We start from the raw sequence: 19,627 nt of genomic DNA on the forward strand, positions 1-19,627 counted from the left end.
CTCCATTTATAAAACTATAACACATATTCGTGTAATATTGTAAAAAATATCATGTTTTTTAAAAAAAGACAGAATGTAATAACTAAAGTAAATGATTTTAAATGAAGAAATCTACAATCATTTTAATAGCTGATAATCAAATTAGGATAATAAGTACCCACTTTATGTAAATTTCTTTTTTTAGGTATTTCTTTAAAATTAGTGCTAAAATTGTTCCTGATATTACTCCAATTATCATTGGCAACCCAATTGGTACCAATAGTTCGAAATTTTCAAAATTTTGATAATTTGTCAACAAGGCAATTAAAGATGATCCAGCGATTAACGCATGAGATATCGGACTTGCTTGTTTCATTGATAATTTGCATCAAATTAATAAAAAAGGCATCAATATCGGTCCGCCCCCCATTCCAGTGAGTGAGGTTACAAATCCGCCAGTCATAGCAATTGTTATTAATTTAATTGAACTAATATAGCTCTCATCATTTACTTTAATAAATCTAAATCCAGAAATAACTTGATTTTCATTGATTTTTTTTAATGTTCTATTTTTGAAAAAATACTCCACAAGTACCAAAAGTCCTCCAACAACTAGTAGAAGAAATCCTATAATCAATTTTAGAATATCAGCATTAAATAGTGTAACCACATAATTGCCAAGAAACACCATTGGTAAAGAAAACACAATACCAACTAAAATAACTTTATAACTAATAGATTTCTTAAACAAATTAAAGCCCACATTAATCGCAGCAGAAGCGAAAACTAATAATGTCGAAAGAAACTTGATCTCTTCAACTGAATTAGATTTCAAAAGTAAGAGTAGGATGGGGACAAAAAGTACTCCTCCACCAACTCCAGATAAACTTCCTAAACCCGAAACTAAGGCCGCTATAATTAATAGTGTAGGAATTTGTCATACTAATTGCATATTTTATCTCCTTTTTTTATTGAATAATTCAAAAATTATTCAAACAACACTCATTATTACAAACAACAGTGAACCAACGCCCATTAATATATATCCTAAAATAGCAATTTTAAAGCTCAATAAAACCACTCCGGTTAAAAGACAAAAAACCGCTATTAGCCCGATTGTGCAAATAGCAATTTTTTGAGATTTTAAAAGCGAACCATAAGATCCCATTTACTAAATTAAACCTCTTAAACTTTTGTGGTTTTTTTCAAATAGTAATTGAGCTTCTTGATAACTTACTTGATTTGTAATCATTATAGAGGCAAATTTGCAATCCATATCAGCCTCTTTTAAAATTGCTAAAGTTTTTTCGTTGTCACTTGTTTGGGTAAGTTCGTTAACTATTTTAATGCATCTAGCAACTAATTTTTCATTGGTAGCTTTAACATCAATCATTAGATTATCATATACTTTACCACTTTTAATCATTAAAGTTGTTGAAATCATATTTAACACCATTTTTGTAGCAGTTCCTGATTTCATTCTTGTACTTCCAGTAACAACTTCGGGTCCTGAATTTACTTCAATAACCCCATCACTGTATTTTCTAAATTCTGAATCAGTTGTCATACATAATCCAACACTAAAAGCATTGATTGACTTAGCATATTTTAAAGCCCCTATAACATAGGGTGTACGACCTGAAGCTCCAATGCCAATTACTGTATCATTGCTTGTTAGATTTATATTCTTCAAATCCTGAACTGCTAATTCTTCAGAATCTTCAGCTCCTTCAATTGGAATACGCAAAGCCAAATCTCCCCCGGCAATATAGCCAAAGAATTTATCTGCCACTCCATATGTGGGTAACATTTCACTAGCGTCTAAAACCCCAATTCTTCCCGAAGAACCAGCTCCCAAATAAATTAAGCGGCCATTATTTTGGAACTTAATAAAAATCTGATCAACAATTTTACCAATTGTTGGGATTTGTTCTTTTACTGCTTGAGAAATTTTGCTATCCTCTTGATTAATTAAGGTTAGAATTTCATTAGTAGTTTTCAAATCTAAATCATGGGTATTTTCGTTAACCGACTCTGTTAATATTTTTTGTAAATTTAATTCCTTCATATTAAAACTCTTTCTATTAAATTTTTAAACTAGCTAAGTTTTGTCTCTCACTTAGCGGAGTTTTTTGATACCAAACAATTCAAGTAACAAATATTCCAATGACTGTTATGAAAGCAAATCCATAACCAATTTTTACCATAAGACTAACATCACTATTTTTCTTAAAGATTGTTTTCATTTTGTTTGAACCGTTTAAAGCAATTTTTGAATAACTAAACCAGCTAAACGTTGCTCCTAAAATATAGGTTAACAACAATCCTGATAAGTAAGTTAGAATCCCAGCTACAACATTACCATCAATTGTTGTCATCATAATTGCAGCAGTTAATCCACCAGGTCCAGTGGCGGCATTCATTCCAACGTTTATCCCAGCTCAATAACTCATAGCTCCCATATAGAAACCTCCGATTGAGGCTGTTAAACAAGCAACAATAAATGGTCGCACTCTTGGTAAAATAATTCCATATAATAACGGTTCTCCAATTCCTAAAAATCCAGGAATGATTGCACCAGTTATTTGTTTTCTTAAAGTGGATCCTTTTTTAGCCATTAATCAAAGTCCAATACTTACACCAACCATCGAAGTTCCACCCATACACATGATTGGGAATAAACCGTTTACTCCAGTTTCTTCTATTAAAGCAAAATATACTGGTAAAAATCCTTGATGTACTCCAAAAGTTAGAGCAATCAAGAAGATACCCGCTAAGAAAGCAGCTCCAAAGGGATTTTGATAAATATTAATAAACAATCACGAAATCGCTGTGAATAAATATCCTGCTAAAGGAATAATTAACAAGAAATTAATCAATACCATTAAAAATATTACAATGATCGGAGTTAAGATTGTATCAATAGCTCCAGGCATAAAACGACGAAAGCCTTTTTCAATGTTAACAGTAACTCCTGCTGAAATCATGGCTCCAATTAATCCAGCATGAGCTGCCCCAAGAATAGGAACTCCTGCGCTAGTATAGTTAACAAATCCAACGGTAAATCAATTTGACTCGATATTAGATTTGGCAATTAACATTCCTAAGAAGTTATAACTATCTTCTTGTTCTACAAATATCCCAACAATTGTTGGTCCAACAAATGAACAATACATGGCAGCCATTAAAGCTGCAATTCCTGGATTGCCACCTCACTCTTCACCAATTCTTCAACCAACAGCAATAATAAATACATTAGTTAAAACAGTTAATGAAATACTCATAACTTGTCATCAACTTTTTAAAGTTTCATAACCTAACCAGTTTGGTCCGGTCTTATCAGGAAGTAAAGGAACTTGTGATAACATGATTCCTGCAATTCCTGAAAGAATTCCTGCACCAATAAAAGCTGGTATTAAAGGGGTGAAAACTTTTGATATTTTACTTAAAAAGTTTTGAACTTTGTTTTTATTACGGTAGTTTCCTTTATTCTCATCACTAACTTCTTGAGCTGTTTTAATTTCAAAGGCATCTAGATTTTCATCTACACTTTTTTGAGATTTTAAATTTACGATCTTAGAAAATTCTAAACTGACCTTATTAACAAACCCTGGCCCTAAAATTATTTGCAGCTGATCTCCAGCAACTACTACCCCTAAAACTGCGGGCATAGTTTTTAAAACTTCTAAATCAACACCGTCTTTGTTTTTGACATTAACTCTAAGCCTTGTCATACAGTTGGTAAATGAATTTATGTTTTCTTTGCCGATGATGTCACCAATTTGCTGGGCAACACTTTTAGCATTTTTCATATAAATCCTTCTCTCTATAACCTAATAGTATAATTACTAAAAAATAATACAATGTAAAAAATAAGTTATGGAACCAGTTCCATAACTTGAAAATTATTTGGCATATATATTGTTAAATAAGATTTTACTAAATTTTTCAGGATTAGAATTGTAAATAAAGGTGAACAGTTTTATTACTAAATAGAACATTGAGATTTTTGATTTCAATCCTACCAATCTTAAAGTATTTTCTGAATCATCTAGCTTTAAAATTACATCAGCTAAATCTAATAGCAAACTTTTTTCATCACGAGTAAAAGCAATAACCTGGCATCCCTTTTTCTTGGCAGCTTTGACGTGCTTAATAACCTCATCAGTTACCCCAGAATAAGAGAATGCAAAAAGAATATCTCCAGACTTCAAGTTATTGATGCTTATAAAAGTGCCATGATAGTCGGGATTGAATTCACTGGCGAACCCCAGACGATCTAATCGGGTTTTTAATTCCATCGCCACAGAGTTATTACCTCCCACCGAAGAAATTATTATTCGATTAGATTTTTCAAGCAAATCCTGAACTTTTTTAAATTGTTCAACTTGATTTAAATTAAAGGTTTGTCTAACGACATTAAAAATAAATTCGGTTTCAAAATCTTCATCTGGTTTTTGTTCAAATAAAGCTTTGCTTTCATTTTGCAAAAGAAACTTAAACTCTCTAAAACCATCAAATCCATTATCTTGAAAGTATCGCGTGATTGACGCCTTGGACATATAACAGTTTTTAGAAATATCATTAATCTCTAAATCTTGTTTGGCCTCCAATTTTTTACATATGTATTCAAGCAAATCTGATTTGACACGATTGTTAGTTAAAAAAGAGTAAGCTGATTTTTTCAATATGATCATCTCCTTTTAAATGAAGGTTTGCAAAACCTTCCACATTATTGAATAGATTTTAAAACTAAAATCACTATTATTATAATTCTTTTTTAAAGATAATACAACTTAAAAGTGTAAATAATTATTTTAGATTTAATATAAAAAAATGAGACAAATGTCTCATTTAATTTTTAATTTAAAATAGTTATATCTTTGGAAATTTTGGTGAACTCAGATAAAAAAGCTTTTTGGTATTCTCTAGATTTTAACAGTCCTCCGCTGACAAAGAAAGGCAGGTTTGCATCAAAGTTAGATTCCACCAATTGTTTGGCCAACTTCGCAGTAATTTGCTTAGCCACCAATTCTTTTTCTTTTGAAAATTCAGTTAGTGTTGTTAAAACATAAACGCTAAATTCCGAAATGGTTTGTTTAAAATTTTCTGGACTTAAGTATAGTTTTTTAATTTCCTCAAAATTTTTTATTTTAAAGAAATCCTGAGTCACTTTTATAAATTTACTATCTAGTTTGTTATTTTCAAAATCGATAATCCCAAAACGAATTCAAGTATTACCAAAATCAAAGGCTGATCCATTATCGCCAAAGAAGTGTCCTCAACCACCAAGTAGTCTAATAGAGTTTTTTTTCTTTTCTAAATTAATAGAACCCGTACCTAAACTGATGAAGTTGAACTCTTCTACATTGATAAGTAAATTAGCTTGTAATTCAATGTCGGTTAGAAAATGAATATCAACAAATTGGGATTTGAAAATATTTTTAATTATTTTCAAATCATATATTCTGATTCCTGGAATCCCAAAGTATATTTTTAAATCTTTATATGGTTTTAAAATTTCAGTAATTTCTAAAAGGTTTGCTAAAGTTTCCTTTTCAAAAGCTACAAGATTTAATCTTGGACCTGACTGAGTAGAAATGATATTTTTAAACTCATCACAGAAATGAATTTTAGTACTAGTAGCTCCCCCATCAACATAAATAACTTTGCATTTTATCATTTTCATGATTCCTTACTTTGTAATCTTAAATTTAAATCTAGTTCAAGGCTTGATGTAATCTAGTAAAAATAATTGGTCTGTTTTTACTTTTGCTACTAAATTTTTTCGATTATCTTTTTCTACATCATCAATAATAAGTTGTAGTTCACCCTTGTAAAGACTAAAGTTGTTATTACCAATGATAATGTCTCCCTTTTTAAAATCATCATTTAACTCTTTTACAGGGAAGTCATCATTTTTGAACTTAACTCGACTTTGTGTCGAACGAATAAATTTAGGATTTACATCACCGCGACGGAAGTGAATTTCTTTATTTAAAATCTCTTCCTCAATTTTAGTGGCATTTTTTTGTAAAGCTATTTTAATTTCTGGTATAAATCGATCTAAGTTACCTAAGTCTATAAGTTCTTGTTCAGTAGCATAGGCATTAGAAATAATAATGTCATCATTTAAACCGCTTGCTCAAAGAGCAATAGCTTGAGTGGTAACATCCTTATCTCTTAAACTTTCTAGAGTACAGCAATTGTCATCGATTGCTCAGTTAGAAACTTTGTTTTCGTTTAAACTAGAAATAAAAGCAGTTGTTCTTAAACCTAAAGCTCTAAATTTTTTAGAAGTTTGGATAAAGTAATCATCAGTTAGCCCACAGTTTTTTTGAGGGTAAAAATTATGACTACCTTGAACGCGATAATGAATTGGTTGATAGGATAACACATCATTTACAAAATAATCATTGTTATCCATATTTAATTCCACAGCAATGTTGTGGTCATTAAAAGTTAGTTTGGCTAAGTTAATAGCTTCGATTGGAGAATCAAAACGTATCACATCAACACCAAGATCAATAAAGAATTTTAAATCATTGTTAAATTTTATTTCATTAAGAATTCTGGAGTTAACATCTATAGTGATTGACATGTTTTTTGATTTACCATAACTAAATATTTCCTTATACTTTTTTAAAATGTCTTTTGATTTTGAATCACTTAGATCAAGTTGTAGTAAAGCACTTCATAAAATTGAAAATCCATTTGCTACAGCCTTATCGATATAATCTTTCATTTCCGATATTACCATTTTTTCAGGATAAATAGCGATACCCAATTTTCTGTCAAACATAAATTTCTCCTAATCTATTGTTATTGGAGTTTTAGAACTGCCATTTCTTTTTCGAAATGATCGATTCGAAACTAGATTCAAGAATATTCCAATATATATCCCAAATAGAACTCCGGTAATAGTTTTGGTATAAACATTATCTGCTCAAAGCATGAATAACCCAACGGCTAAAAGCATGACGGCTATCATTCCAATTGTGCCAAATAATATTAATCCTAATTTAGTTCTTTTGATATATTTTTCTGCTAAAAAATAACTAATAATAAATACTACCATTCCTATTGCCAGAGCAATTGTGAATTGTATTCCTTCTTGCATTATTTCATCTCGCTTGCCATTAATTTTTTATCATTGAATTCATTAGCTAAGTCTACTCGTTTAGTTCAGTATTCTAGTTTTAATTCGCTGTATTTTATTTTAGTATCAATTAAAGTGGCTGAGTTCTTATCAGTAGTTTTTATTTTGTTAACAATATCAGTTTTGTTCTTAATTCAGTTTTTGATCAAGATGTCTTTTTCATTTTTGAAATCTGACTTAATAACTTTGTACTGATTTTTAAATTCTTTTTTGTGAATTTTTTGTTTGTTACGAACTTGCAGTTCACTTTCTGCCATAATAAATTTATTTTTATTAGATTGCAGTTTCACAATATCGTTTTGATATTTTTGTGTCTTAACAACTTCTCAAATATTTTCGTTTTTACGGTATTTAGCTAAAGCTACTTCTTTTTCAAATTCCAAATTCCTTAGAGCAATTTGTAAATCAATTTTTAATGCATTGTTTTTTAATTTGTTTTCTTTGTTAACTAGTTTATCACCAGTTGAAGTTGATAAAATTTTATTTTTAAATTCTTTTTCTATAGTTATTTTTTGATAGTTGAACTTAATTCTAATTTCATCTATTTTTGTTTTGTTAGTTTTTTCTAATTTGTTTGGTCACTTAATTTTTAATGATAGTGAACCTAAGAATGAATAGTGTTCCTCTTTGTTGTAAACTTTTCCCTCAGAGAACAGTTCTTGTTTTAATAAACTTTTATCGTATGCCATCATAAATGGTGCATAACAAACCGTTGATATTCCGATTGTCGCGAGCGGAATAAAGACTGCTTTTCAATCTACTCCCGCTGAAAGAATCGCTCCAATTGGTCCTGGTAAAGTTCAAGGAGCTGTGGCCACAAATCTTACATTTAAAACTTGCATTAATAATGCTCCCACTAAAATACAAATTTGTGGAGTTATGATAAATGGTATGAATAAAAAGGCATTTAACATTATTGGGAAACCAAAAATTACAGGTTCATTAATATTAAAAATACCTGGGACAATACTTACTTTACTAATAGATTTAATTTGTTTTGATTTAGCTAGTAGTAGAGCTGATATTAGTAATCCTAAAGTAGCTCCACTTCCCCCAACTCAAACCCCTCATTGAAGAAACTCTTCAGGATAAAGGTAAGGAATATCTAGTCCAGCATTGAAAGCATCGTTGTTGGCACTAATTGCAGTAGTTCAGAATGGTCTCAAGAAAGATCCCACAACACTGGCTCCTGAAATCCCCAACATTCAAAAGATAGTAATTAATAGGGCAGTTAACATAACCCCAGGCAAAGTTCCAGTTAAGGCTCCTTGGATTGGAGTTAAAATTTTTCCTAAGTCATTAATAAAATCAAATCCTAATCAAAATCTAGTTAGACCAACAACAGTGGCTCATAGAAGGATTGGAATTAATATTATAAATGAGTTCGAAACAGATTTTGGAACCACGTTTGGCATTCTAATTGTGATGTTGTACTTTTTGCATAAACGATAAAATTCATACATCGCAATACCAGAAATAATAGCAACAAATAGTCCTTTTGAACCAATGTTGGCCATATTCATAGCTCAAACTCCTCCAGCTAATCCACCTTCAGCATTTAAACCAACATATAACATGTCAGCTCCTACTCACATCGCAAAAGCGGTGAAAGTTAAAACTCCTCCAGTGGTCGGGTCCATTTTATAAGATTTTGCTAATTCTGACCCAATGGCAAAGGCAGTCACAAATGACATTAATCCCATTGTCATTCGATTGATTTGTTGGAAAGTTGTCACTAACCTTGGGGGAAGTATTGAACTTAATAAGTCACTACTTCCACTTCCGATTGGGAAGTTTAGGATAATTAGAAATAAAGCCCCGATAATAATCAATGGTATATTGGCTACAACTGCATTTCGCAAAGCCAACATGTGGCGTTGGTTAGCAAACTTGGTTAAACCCGGCATTACATTATTATTTACTCATGATTGTGATAATTCTTTTTTCTTATCTTTAACTTGAGTCTCGAGACCGAATATTTCTTTTTCTTTATCGGTCTTTTCGATATTCATAATTTTCTTCTTTCTAAGCTATTTAGCCAATTCTAATTTTATTTCTTCATATAATTGCTTTGCTTGTGTAGCAACATAGAGTTTAGGATCTATTTGAATACACTTGATATTTTTACTATCACAGATTTTTTTGATTTCATTAAAACGAAATCTAATTTGAGGTGAAACTAAAACAATTTCATAATCAGTAAAGGTGTCATTTGAAAAACCTCCAGCAGAAATTCCTAAAGCATCTCACTTAATTCCCTCAGGAATGGTAATGTTATCTAAAGCTTGAGCCATCATGGTAGTTGAAAAACCACCCGAACAGGTCAATAATCCTTTTTTCATAACTATTTTCCTTTCTAATAGAATAAATTCTATTGATTTAATTATCTTTAATATTTTTTTTTAAACAATATTTACAAGTCATTTTAAAATTAGTTTCATAAATAGAAACTAAGACATTAATTTAAAGCGTAGTCATGGTTCAAATAAATTTAAAAGACTTAAGTTTTCTTCTGATAATTTTGCTACTAAGTTTTTATCCTCAGATTTTGGTATCCTAGTCTTAACGATTTGTAATTCGTTTTTATATAAACCAGATTCATCATTGCCAATTAGAATATCTCCCACTTCAAAGTATTTAACTTGTAAAATCCTTTTTGGATTAGATTCGTTTTTGTACTTAACTCTTGTTTTGGTCGATCTTATCAAATAGTCATTGATATCCCCGCGATTTTGGTGTTGGTTTTCAAACATAACAATTTTTTCAATAGGATTTAAGTTGCTTTCTAGTTCCACATCTAATTCAAAAATAAATCTATCAGTTTTTCCCAACGTAATAATTTCTTCAGGCAAGGCCGGACAGTTTGCAATAATCAAATCATCAACTTGCTTTGTCATTCACATAAATTTAGCTTGCACAGTAATCGGTAAATTACGACATCACTCTAATGTCGGGGTTCTTTTACTATTAGGTCAAGAGCAAAATGCTTTAGGATTTTGCGAAGTCAAGTAACTTGTCGTTTTTATACCATTTTCCACAAAAGGTCGAGAAGTTTTTTCAAAGAATTTAAGACTTAGACCTGTGTAGTTTTGTGGATAAAAATTTTGACACCCTAACAAATTTCTTTTTTTAGGATCATAACTGAGAATATCTTGTAAGGCAAAATTAGGGTTGCTCATTTGTAACTCGAATTTGATATTTTCTTGGTTATAACTCAAATTAGCAATGGTCTGAGCATCCATCGGCAAATCTAATCGCACTATATCAATTTGATTCTTCTGAAATCAAATTGAATCTGAAATTGTAATTTTAAGGATATCTAAAATTCTTTGATTTACATCTACGGTAATGTTAAAACCGATTTTTTTAGCTACCTTGATAGCATTCAGAATTTGTGGTAACAGTGTTGTAGCGTTATTTTCCAATAAGTTAATTGGTAAAAAAGTAAAATAAGCTCTTGTGAAGTTATTTTCAAAGGCAAATTTTAAATAATTTTCTATTTCCTCAACACTCATCTTGTCAGGATAAATGCTTAAACCTAGTTGTCTTTCCATAATAATCCCCCTTTTGTCAATACAAAAATGACTAAAACTATTTAGTCATTATATTTTAAGATTTAGTTATTTTGTAAAGCGAGATTATCTCAACTGCAAACTCAGTTGCCAACTGAGCAGTAATCATTTGATCTTCTGAGTGCATGTATAATGGGGAGAAACTTACTTGATTCCCTTGCGCCTCTTGAGCGATCACTTCCATGTGAATTTGACCAGCTATTGCCAAACTTTTTTGAGCTTCTTCAATAAATTCGTCAGCTTTTTCAAAATCTTTTTCTTTAGCAGCCTGTATCGCCATCATAGCTGATGATTTGGCCATCCCCGAATTAGCAATTAAGCCCATAGAGATTTCTTCTAATTTTTCTTTATTCATTTCGCATTTCCTCCAATTAAATTTTATTACTTTTAAAATTTAATTGGGTTTTAAGGTTAATTGTGTAACCAGTTTCTCAAAATGAAAATAAGCTAATAGGTATTTAAGGTTTAGCTAATAAGAGAACAAAAAAACCGAATCAAGGTTCGGTTTTTTGGTATTAAAACATTTGTATTAAGCAAATCGGCTATTCACTTTGTTGGCTTTGATTAATAACTTTGAGCTTCTCAATTTGTTCTATTCCCAAATACTTGTCTACTTTTTTTTCTCATTTTTTAGATTTAAAATTTGAAACAAATATCTTATTATCTTCTTGGAAGAAAATAAAAATTTTATTGTCAATTATTTCAAAAAAATTATCTTCCCTTTTTTTATTACGTTTTTTTAATACTATTTTCGAACTAGTAACATTACTAATTTTTAGCGAAACAATCAATGCGAATGTGCAATATGCAAAAGAAAATCATGTGTCTGAAATATAGTGAGTTCTAGCAACAACAAGTAAATTTACCATTAAAATTTCACTAAAGAGCCAAATACTAAACAAGGTATTGGTTGTTATTTTACGTTTTCTTTCGTCTTTAATTAATGCATTGGCAAATAAAGCGTAGTATATTCCAGTAAATCCCGAGACTGTGTGACCTGAAGGAAAATCTTGGTTTAGTCAACATAAAGGTTGCTTATATTCATGATCAAACTTAATTCATCAAGTCAATCACCTTAGATTTGTTCAATATTGTAGGTTTTGAAATCAATTACCGTTTACTTCATACCACTTGTAATAGCCATCTGCTTGTGTCCAATAATTTGATTCATTGTAGCTTTGCAATATTTGTTGTTTAAGATCTGGGTGCTGGGGTTCTAATTTTTTAACCTCTGGGGTTAAATCAATATCCACAGCAAATCCAGTTTCATCTAAATGAACTTTGCCAATATATCTTTCAAATTTAACATTTAAGTAATAAGGTCTTCCGAATGTTTGCTTTAGTAAATAATTAATGGAGAAGAAACTAATTATTCCAAACAAAATTGAACTAATTGCTAATATTCAAACTCTGTTTTCAAGCAGAATAGATGATTTAGAAATTTTTAAGCGCATTAGCAAAATAAATGAAATTAACAATGATGCTTCGATAATAAAAATACTTATTCTCGAGATAATTTTAAAAGTATTGTCAGTTAGGTACTCAACATCAATTCCTGGGCCTCATCCGGTATTTTCGTTAATTACCCCAATTAGTCTATTTAGATTGTAATTCAAGAAAAACGCAAAAGTCAGCACGTGTCCTACATAAATGAAATTATATATTTTTTTGTTTTCCTTATACCTTATAAAAAAACTTTCTATTAAAACAACAAAAGAGATCGAACATACCAAGAATAGAGCCGTAAATCCCATTTCATTGTAAAAAACAACCCAAAATTTCATAAAGTCATTTTTGATTCATTCACCCATTACATCAGCAAATCAGCGGTCAATATTTCCAAATGATGTCAATATAAACCCAACAAAAAATACCAGGGCGATCGAAACTGTTGTTATCATATACCAGCTTTTAAAAATAGATTTTTTCATTTTTTCCTTTTGTATAATTATATTTTGCTAATAATTATTCTATTGATTTAAATTTTCACGGGGTTTTGGCATTGCCTAGTTCATCCATTTTTAGATCATCTCTGTGTCCCAATGTAAAGTTTATATAAGAATCTGGTCCTTGATATGAATAGTTGTAATCACCAGTGCTATATGAGGTTGCCAAATAGTATTTTATTCTTTCTCCTTGTGAAGAATAAAGGTAAATATAGCCGTCGCTATCTACTTTAAAGTAGACGTCTTTGTCAGCAAAACCAAAACCATTAATATAGTCTTTAAATGAACTGATGCTATATTTAGATTTTTCAAGCTCTAATTTGTTCAAAGCTTCTTCGACCATTAGTTGAAAGACTTCCTTAGCTTTATATGATTTGTCTGGAACCATCACATCATCAAATTTCTTTGGTTTTTGGAACTGGAATGTGTAATCAAAGTCTTCTTTTTGAACATCTTGATCTGCGAAGCCAAACAATTCTCTGTAAAAAATTAAGTTGGCTTTAACATATTCATCATATAGTTCTTGAGTATTATTAAAGCTTGTGAGCTGGTGATTAACAATAAATTGGACTGGCATTTTTAAAGTAATTTGCTCACTATATTTATTTGTATATGTTAACTTTAAGTCTCTAATTTGAGTTCCATAAAGTCCTATTACACGGCGTTGCTTTTCAGTTGAATTTCCATTATCTAAAGAAATTTTTCTCTCAGAAACGGCATTTTTTAAAGAAGTCATGTAATCATAATAAGCTCATAGATTAAAAGAGTTAATTACCTCTGACGAAACTTTATCTTTACTAGATAAATACTTTTTCAAGTCTTTAGAAATGTAGGCATTGTTGTATAGGGAGTTTCGACGTGAAATTTCTTTCGCCCCATCATTTAGAGTTTCACCACCATTTTTCATAATATCTTTGATCAATTCAATTCTATGGTAGTAATCGTCTTTTCAACTTAGCTCCGGTCGATCATTGTTATGGGTAAATTGTTGTGCTAAAACTATATGATTGCTATTGACAACCTGAATGATGTCTTTTGGTTCAAATTTAAAATCTTTACCATTGATTCTGTTATTTTCATTTGAAAATAAAACCTTTTGTTCAATATCATTGACAAGAACATCTTCGAAATTTGATAGTTTTTCAATATTATCACTAATTTGCAAAGAATTATATGAGTTACTTTCAAATCCAAACTCATTTGCATATTGATTAGAAAGGTTTCTTTCTAAATCTTCACCAATTCTGATAAAACTATCAGCAGTTTCCTCGTTTTCAAATAATGTCATTGAAAACTCAAAATTAATATCTCTAGTGGAGACATTCTGAGTTGCATCTAAAAACTCCACTGTTGTTGTCAGTGTAGATTCAAAATTTAAAATTCTATTATCTGCGCTTTCATCACTAGTTTTTTCTGTAGCAACAACTTTTTTAACTTCAATACTTTTTGTAAATGGGTTTTTACCATTTTTCAGAAGCGTTCTAAAGTTGATGTTGCTTGTTATTCTTTGATTTGCATCCTTATTAAGTTGATCTAAATCAATTACTTGATCAACAAATTTAGAGAAGTGCTCTATTTCGGGTGAATTTTCAGGAAAGTCATAACCCTGACCATTTTCTATTTTAGTTCCTAAAAATTCTCAAAGTTTATCGAAATCTAAACTTGGGTAGAAATTTTGAGCATTATTAACACTCAAGTAAAAGAATGGCTGAAAATTTTCTGCCAAATTTTGTTGGAAAACTAGTTCTGTAATTCCCAAAAATTTACTTAATATATCTTCATAATCAAAATTCTTGATTTTCGATGGATCTTTTTGACAAGCAACCACACTTAGGGGTGCGAACGTTATTAATGATGTTGCTGCCAGGACACTTAGTAGTTTTTTCATATCGTATCTCCTATAATTATTTATATCTATTATATAATTTTAACTATTTTTTTAATTAATTGCAAATCTATAAATTAAATATCATAATGGTGAAAATTTAATTATAGTTTGATATGACAATAACCGTTTGGGTTTTTTTCTAAATATTTTTGATGTCTTCCTTCTGCTTTTATGTAGTTATTTAAAGCTTTGACTTCTGTTAATATCGGCTTACTATACTTTAAGGCGATATTTTTTAGAGATTGATCGATGATAGTTTTAGCAGAATTCTCATCCGCTATATTATAATAAATACCTGTACGATATTGAGAACCAAAATCATTACCTTGACGATTTTTTAAGGTTGGATCAATAATAGATCAATATTTTTCTAAAATAGATTCTAAACTTATTATCTTATTTTCAAATTCAACTTGACACACTTCTACAAAGCCAGTGTTTTCTGAACAGACTTCCTCATAAGTAACAAATTCTCTGTTGCCATTGGCATATCCAACAGTTGTTTTTTTAACACCTTCAATTTTGTCAAAATAAGCTTGGACACCTCAAAAACAGCCCGCTGCTAATGTAATTGTTTGATTCATTTTTTTCCTCCTTTGAGCGATTGATTAATTAATTCTACTCCAAATTTCGGCGATAGACTAAGAAATTAATTATTAATTTAAGATTTAGTGTTAATAGAAAAACGTTTAAAATTGATTTGTTCATATGAAAATACTTCCATAATTTCTTTTTATATGCTAGTTTAAATCGGTGTTTATTTCTATAAATAAGGCAAAATTTTTTATTGATTTTGTGCTGAATTTAATCAATGGGAATACTATTTTTTAATGGTGTTATTTTATCCATTATTATTGGTAAATTGTTAATTCATAAGGATGGGTTTACAATCAAATATCTATTTATCTCAAATTGTGGGATTATTTTATAAATTTTTTGAGCAACTTTTTTGTAGATGCTAAAAATTAGCACTGATAAATCATTAACATTTTCACAAATTTTATTTATGTGAAACCTGGATGCAAATTTTTATCTTAAACTCAGCTTCGCGATTTAAAGGTTTCATAGGAAAGGGTTTGAAGATATTATTACTATTTTTGCACAAATTATTTTATAGGATAATTGCAATCGACCCAATTGACAATTTCTTATTTTTTACATAAAACTACAGTTAGTAATTTATATACAATTAAACTTACAGTTGCTCAAATTCTTAATATTTTATTCATAATCACCTCTATTATATAGTTAAAAACCCTTATGAAGTAATAAGGGTTTTTGTGATATTGTTAATTTATCCTAAAATGCCATGGTTCGAGGTTCATGGACTTCAACTCTTCAATAGTTGTTCTTGTTTTTCTTTCTCGTCAGATGATAATTTAAAATTAAGTAGATAATGTATATTATAAATGAAGAACTTGGGTTTATTTTGTCGTTTCAATCCTGATGAAAAGAAATAAGTTTCTACTCAGAAAAAATTTCATCGAGTATTGGGAGCCACTAAAAGCTGGAGTTGTTGAGTATATCGACTATATAAAAATCTGTCGGGTCCAAAAAGCATTCCTGGAGCAACTCATTTTGAAGTTAAATCAAATTTTTCAGCGTAATAATTAGCATTTTCATTTCCTGTCAGAATTTGATTTGAGATTTCATCTGTAAATACTTGCTCTGTGGATACTCAAAATTGGGGACTTGATAACGGAAGTTCCAAATAGTATTGTGTATATAATACTTCTTCACGATCTTCAGAAATACTTTTACCCTCTAAACCAAAAAGATTTCTTTGGTAATAATAAGCCGCTTCCATGTAAGCGTTGTAAAGATCTTTAGTTGTACTAAAGGTTGTTTTTTGTCTATAACAAACCATTCCATTTGGTAAATCATAGTATTCATCATCTAATTTAAAACCAACTTCTGTGATATTTGCTCCAAATAAGGCGATTGTTCTTTTATCGCTTCTCATTTCTAATTCGAAAAGTGATCTGTAAGAAGTTAAGGCTGACTTTAAAGCACTATTATCATAGTTATATTCTAAATTATAGGGATTAATCGACTTAGAAATAGATGGGTCTTGCTCAACGGCTTTTAATAGTTCTTCTTCATATTTATCATTTTCATTAGCCACATTTCAATCTGTAAAAAGAGCACTTTTTCGAAATGTATCACTATTTATTTCATTAAAATATTCTTCCTGGAGAGCTTTATTTCCAGACATCCCCTTCATTACTCATCGATAATGTTCTATTTCATCATCTATGTCTCCTAGCAAAGCATCTCTTCTAGACTTTGTAGCAAATCTTGAGGCATCTAAGACTGTGTTAGGGTTTACCTTAGTTTTTAAATTATTGACAACCATTTCTGGATTTAGGATTTTATCAATTCCGGTTTGAAGATCAATTTTATTAATTAATCCCATTACTTCTTTACTAACGATTCCTTCTTTTTCTAGTCTATTTGAGGTATTTTCCAAATTACCCTTATCACTTTCAAAAGAATATTCATTTGCATGGTCGGCTCCGTATAAAATATCATTAAATCTTTCATTAATTTTTTTACCCGCTTCAAGTACGTTGGGAACTTCTAGAATATTAATTGAAGTAAAAGTTTCAATATTTTGTGAAGTTCTCAATCCGCTACTGTCCAAATAGAAAATGTCGGTTGATATTTCTATAAATAGGGTAAAATTTCTTCCCTTGGACTCACCTTGTAGTGACTTGATTTTAATTCCATTTTTTAACGGGGTTCCTTTATCAATTACTATTGGAGAGTATTTAATATCTGATGCCAGATTTTCTGATAAGTTTTTATTTATTTCATTTGAGGGTATTATACTATAAATTAGGTTTGAGACTTTTTTATAAAAGCTTGAGCTTTGGTCCTCTAAATCATCTGCATTTTCTCTAATTTCATCCATTGATAAGCTTGGGGGTAAATTTTTATCTGACATTCAGTTTCAAGGTATGAATGACTCATAAATTTGGGACTGAAAAATAATCGCAGTTTCAGCTACAAATTCGTTTATTAAATAATTGTAATCAATTGTTTCAGTAATCTCCTCTTTTTTACAAGAAATAACAGTTAGTGGTGCTGAGACAACCAGACTGGAGGTTGCTAAAATACTAAATAATTTCTTCATAATTTACCTCTTTAATATAATTATAACATAATAATATAACGAAAAACCCTCATGAAGTAATAAGGGTTTTTGTGATAATGTTAATTTATCCTTTATTGGTAGTGTTTGCTAGGGTTCATGGACTTCAACTCTTCAATAGTTCTCCTCGTCTTTCTTTCGCATCATATGGCAACTCAAGTTTAAGTAGATACTGTGCGTTATAAATGAAGAACTTGGGTTTATTTTGTTGTTTCAAACCTGATGAAAAGAAATAAGTTTCTACTTGGAAACAATTTCATCGAATATTGGGAGCCACTAAAAGCTGGAGTTGTCTAGTATATCCACTATATAAAAATCTATCGGGTCCAACAAGTGTTCCTGGAACAACTCACTTTGAAGTTAAATCAAATTTTTCAGCGTAATAATTAGCATTTTCATTTTTTGTCAGAATTTGATTTGAGATTTCATCTGTAAACACTTGCTCTGTAGATGCTTGAAATTGGGGAATTGATAATGGAAGTTCCAAATAGTATTTTGTATATAATACTTCTTCACGATCTTCAGAAATACTTTTACCCTCTAAACCGAAAAGATTTCTTTGGTAATAATAAGCCGCTTCCATGTAAGCATCGTAAAGTTCTTTAGTTGAACTAAAGGTTGTTTTTTGTCTATAACAAACCATTCCATTTGGTAAATCATAGTATTCATTATCTAATTTAAAACCAACTCCTGTGATATTGGCTCCAAATAAGGCGATTGTTCTTTTATCACTTCTCATATCTAATTTGAAAAGTGATCTGTAAGAAGTTAAGGCTGACTTTAAAGTGCTATTATCGTAGTTATATTCTAAATTATAGGGATTAATCGACTTAGAAATAGTTGGATCTTGCTCAACGGCTTTTAATAGTTCTTCTTCATATTTATCATTTTCATTAGCCACATTTCAATCTGTAAAAAGAGCACTTTTTTGAAATGTATCATTATTTATTTCATTAAAATATTCTTCCTGGAGAGCTTTGTTTCCAGACATCCCCTTCATTACTCATCGAAAATGATCTATTTCCTGATCGGAGTTGGGGAAAGAATCTCTTATAGACTTTGTAGCAAATCTTGAGGCATCTAAGACTGTGTTTTGATTTAACTTGGTTTGCAAATTATTGACAACCATTTCTGGATTTAGGATCTGATCAATTTCGGTTTGAAGATCAATTTTATTAATTAATCCAGTTACTTCTTTACTAACGATTCCTTCTTTTTCTAGTCTATTTGATGTATTTTCTAAATTACCTTTATCACTTTCAAAAGAATATTCATTTGCATGGTTGACTCCGTATAAAATATCATTAAATCTTTCATTAATTTTTTTACCAGCTTCCAAAACGTTGGGAACTTCTAGAATATTAATTGAAGTAAAAGTTTCAACATTTTGTGAAGTTCTCAATCCGCTACTATCTAAATAGAAAATGTCGGTTGACATTTCTATAAATAGGGTAAAATTTCTCCCCTTAGACTCCCCTCGAAGTGACTTGATTCTAATTCCGTTTTTTAATGGGGTTCCTTTATCAATTACTATTGGAGAGTATTTGATATCTGATGCAAGATTTTCTGCTAAGTTTTTATTTATTTCATTTGAGGGTATTATACTATAAATTAGGTTTGAGACTTTTTTATAAAAGCTTGAGCTTTGGTCCTCTAAATCATCTGCATTTTCTCTAATTTCATCCATTGATAAACTTTGGGGTAAATTTTTATCTGACATTCAGTTTCAAGGTATGAATGCCTCATAAATTTGGGACTGAAAAATAATCGCAGTTTGATCCACAAAGTCGTTTATTAAGTAATTGTAATCAATTGTTTCAACAACTTCCACTTTTTTACAAGAAATAACAGTTAATGGCGCTGAGACCAATAGACTTGAAGCTGCTAGAATACTAAATAATTTCTTCATAATTCACCCCCTGATAAATT

General features: G+C 30.1%; 16 protein-coding genes. All 16 read right to left on the reverse strand.

What is annotated here, in order from left to right:
• Nucleotides 1–97: 97 nt before the first annotated feature.
• Nucleotides 98–931, reverse strand: coding sequence for a sulfite exporter TauE/SafE family protein (locus AACK87_RS04125; protein ID WP_338971928.1), 834 nt, complete (start codon nt 929–931; stop codon nt 98–100).
• A gap of 219 nt (nt 932–1,150) precedes the next feature.
• Nucleotides 1,151–2,047 (reverse strand): N-acetylmuramic acid 6-phosphate etherase, encoded by an 897-nt coding sequence (gene murQ / locus AACK87_RS04130; protein WP_338971930.1) that lies wholly within the window; start codon nt 2,045–2,047, stop codon nt 1,151–1,153.
• A gap of 16 nt (nt 2,048–2,063) precedes the next feature.
• Nucleotides 2,064–3,791, reverse strand: coding sequence for a PTS transporter subunit EIIC (locus tag AACK87_RS04135; protein WP_338971932.1), 1,728 nt, complete (start codon nt 3,789–3,791; stop codon nt 2,064–2,066).
• Between the two features lie 93 nt (nt 3,792–3,884).
• A complete protein-coding gene (locus AACK87_RS04140; protein WP_338971935.1) occupies nt 3,885–4,667 on the reverse strand; it encodes a MurR/RpiR family transcriptional regulator in 783 nt (260 codons plus the stop codon).
• Between the two features lie 173 nt (nt 4,668–4,840).
• Nucleotides 4,841–5,668: a hypothetical protein gene (locus tag AACK87_RS04145; protein WP_338971937.1), complete on the reverse strand. Its 828-nt coding sequence runs from the start codon at nt 5,666–5,668 to the stop codon at nt 4,841–4,843.
• A gap of 6 nt (nt 5,669–5,674) precedes the next feature.
• Nucleotides 5,675–6,781 (reverse strand): MupG family TIM beta-alpha barrel fold protein, encoded by a 1,107-nt coding sequence (locus AACK87_RS04150; protein ID WP_338971939.1) that lies wholly within the window; start codon nt 6,779–6,781, stop codon nt 5,675–5,677.
• Nucleotides 6,782–6,790: 9 nt separating this feature from the next.
• The gene (locus AACK87_RS04155; protein ID WP_338971941.1) at nt 6,791–7,099 is read right to left on the reverse strand and encodes a hypothetical protein; all 309 of its coding nucleotides are present in this window, start codon (nt 7,097–7,099) and stop codon (nt 6,791–6,793) included.
• Nucleotides 7,099–9,150 carry a PTS transporter subunit EIIC gene (locus tag AACK87_RS04160; RefSeq protein WP_338971943.1) on the reverse strand — a complete coding sequence of 684 codons (2,052 nt, stop codon included), beginning with the start codon at nt 9,148–9,150 and terminating at the stop codon, nt 7,099–7,101. The genes AACK87_RS04155 and AACK87_RS04160 overlap by 1 nt, the downstream gene beginning before the upstream one ends.
• Before the next feature lie 18 nt (nt 9,151–9,168).
• Nucleotides 9,169–9,480: a hypothetical protein gene (locus tag AACK87_RS04165; RefSeq protein ID WP_338971946.1), complete on the reverse strand. Its 312-nt coding sequence runs from the start codon at nt 9,478–9,480 to the stop codon at nt 9,169–9,171.
• A 108-nt stretch (nt 9,481–9,588) separates the two neighbouring features.
• Nucleotides 9,589–10,692: a MupG family TIM beta-alpha barrel fold protein gene (locus AACK87_RS04170; RefSeq protein WP_338971948.1), complete on the reverse strand. Its 1,104-nt coding sequence runs from the start codon at nt 10,690–10,692 to the stop codon at nt 9,589–9,591.
• Between the two features lie 55 nt (nt 10,693–10,747).
• Nucleotides 10,748–11,065 (reverse strand): PTS lactose/cellobiose transporter subunit IIA, encoded by a 318-nt coding sequence (locus AACK87_RS04175; RefSeq protein WP_338971949.1) that lies wholly within the window; start codon nt 11,063–11,065, stop codon nt 10,748–10,750.
• Nucleotides 11,066–11,252: 187 nt separating this feature from the next.
• On the reverse strand, nt 11,253–12,641 hold the full coding sequence (locus AACK87_RS04180; RefSeq protein WP_338971951.1) for a phosphatase PAP2 family protein: 1,389 nt from the start codon (nt 12,639–12,641) through the stop codon (nt 11,253–11,255).
• 34 nt (nt 12,642–12,675) lie between these two features.
• Nucleotides 12,676–14,544, reverse strand: coding sequence for a hypothetical protein (locus tag AACK87_RS04185; RefSeq protein ID WP_338971953.1), 1,869 nt, complete (start codon nt 14,542–14,544; stop codon nt 12,676–12,678).
• A 101-nt stretch (nt 14,545–14,645) separates the two neighbouring features.
• Nucleotides 14,646–15,128, reverse strand: a complete 483-nt coding sequence (msrA, locus tag AACK87_RS04190) for a peptide-methionine (S)-S-oxide reductase MsrA (protein WP_338971956.1) — start codon at nt 15,126–15,128, stop codon at nt 14,646–14,648.
• Nucleotides 15,129–15,838: 710 nt separating this feature from the next.
• Nucleotides 15,839–17,680: a hypothetical protein gene (locus AACK87_RS04195; protein ID WP_338971959.1), complete on the reverse strand. Its 1,842-nt coding sequence runs from the start codon at nt 17,678–17,680 to the stop codon at nt 15,839–15,841.
• 85 nt (nt 17,681–17,765) lie between these two features.
• Complete coding sequence (locus AACK87_RS04200) at nt 17,766–19,607, reverse strand: hypothetical protein (protein WP_338971962.1); 1,842 nt, start codon at nt 19,605–19,607, stop codon at nt 17,766–17,768.
• Nucleotides 19,608–19,627 lie beyond the last annotated feature (20 nt).

It is taken from the genome of Spiroplasma endosymbiont of Panorpa germanica, assembly GCF_964019765.1.
Lineage (GTDB): Bacteria > Bacillota_I > Bacilli_A > Mycoplasmatales > Mycoplasmataceae > Spiroplasma_B.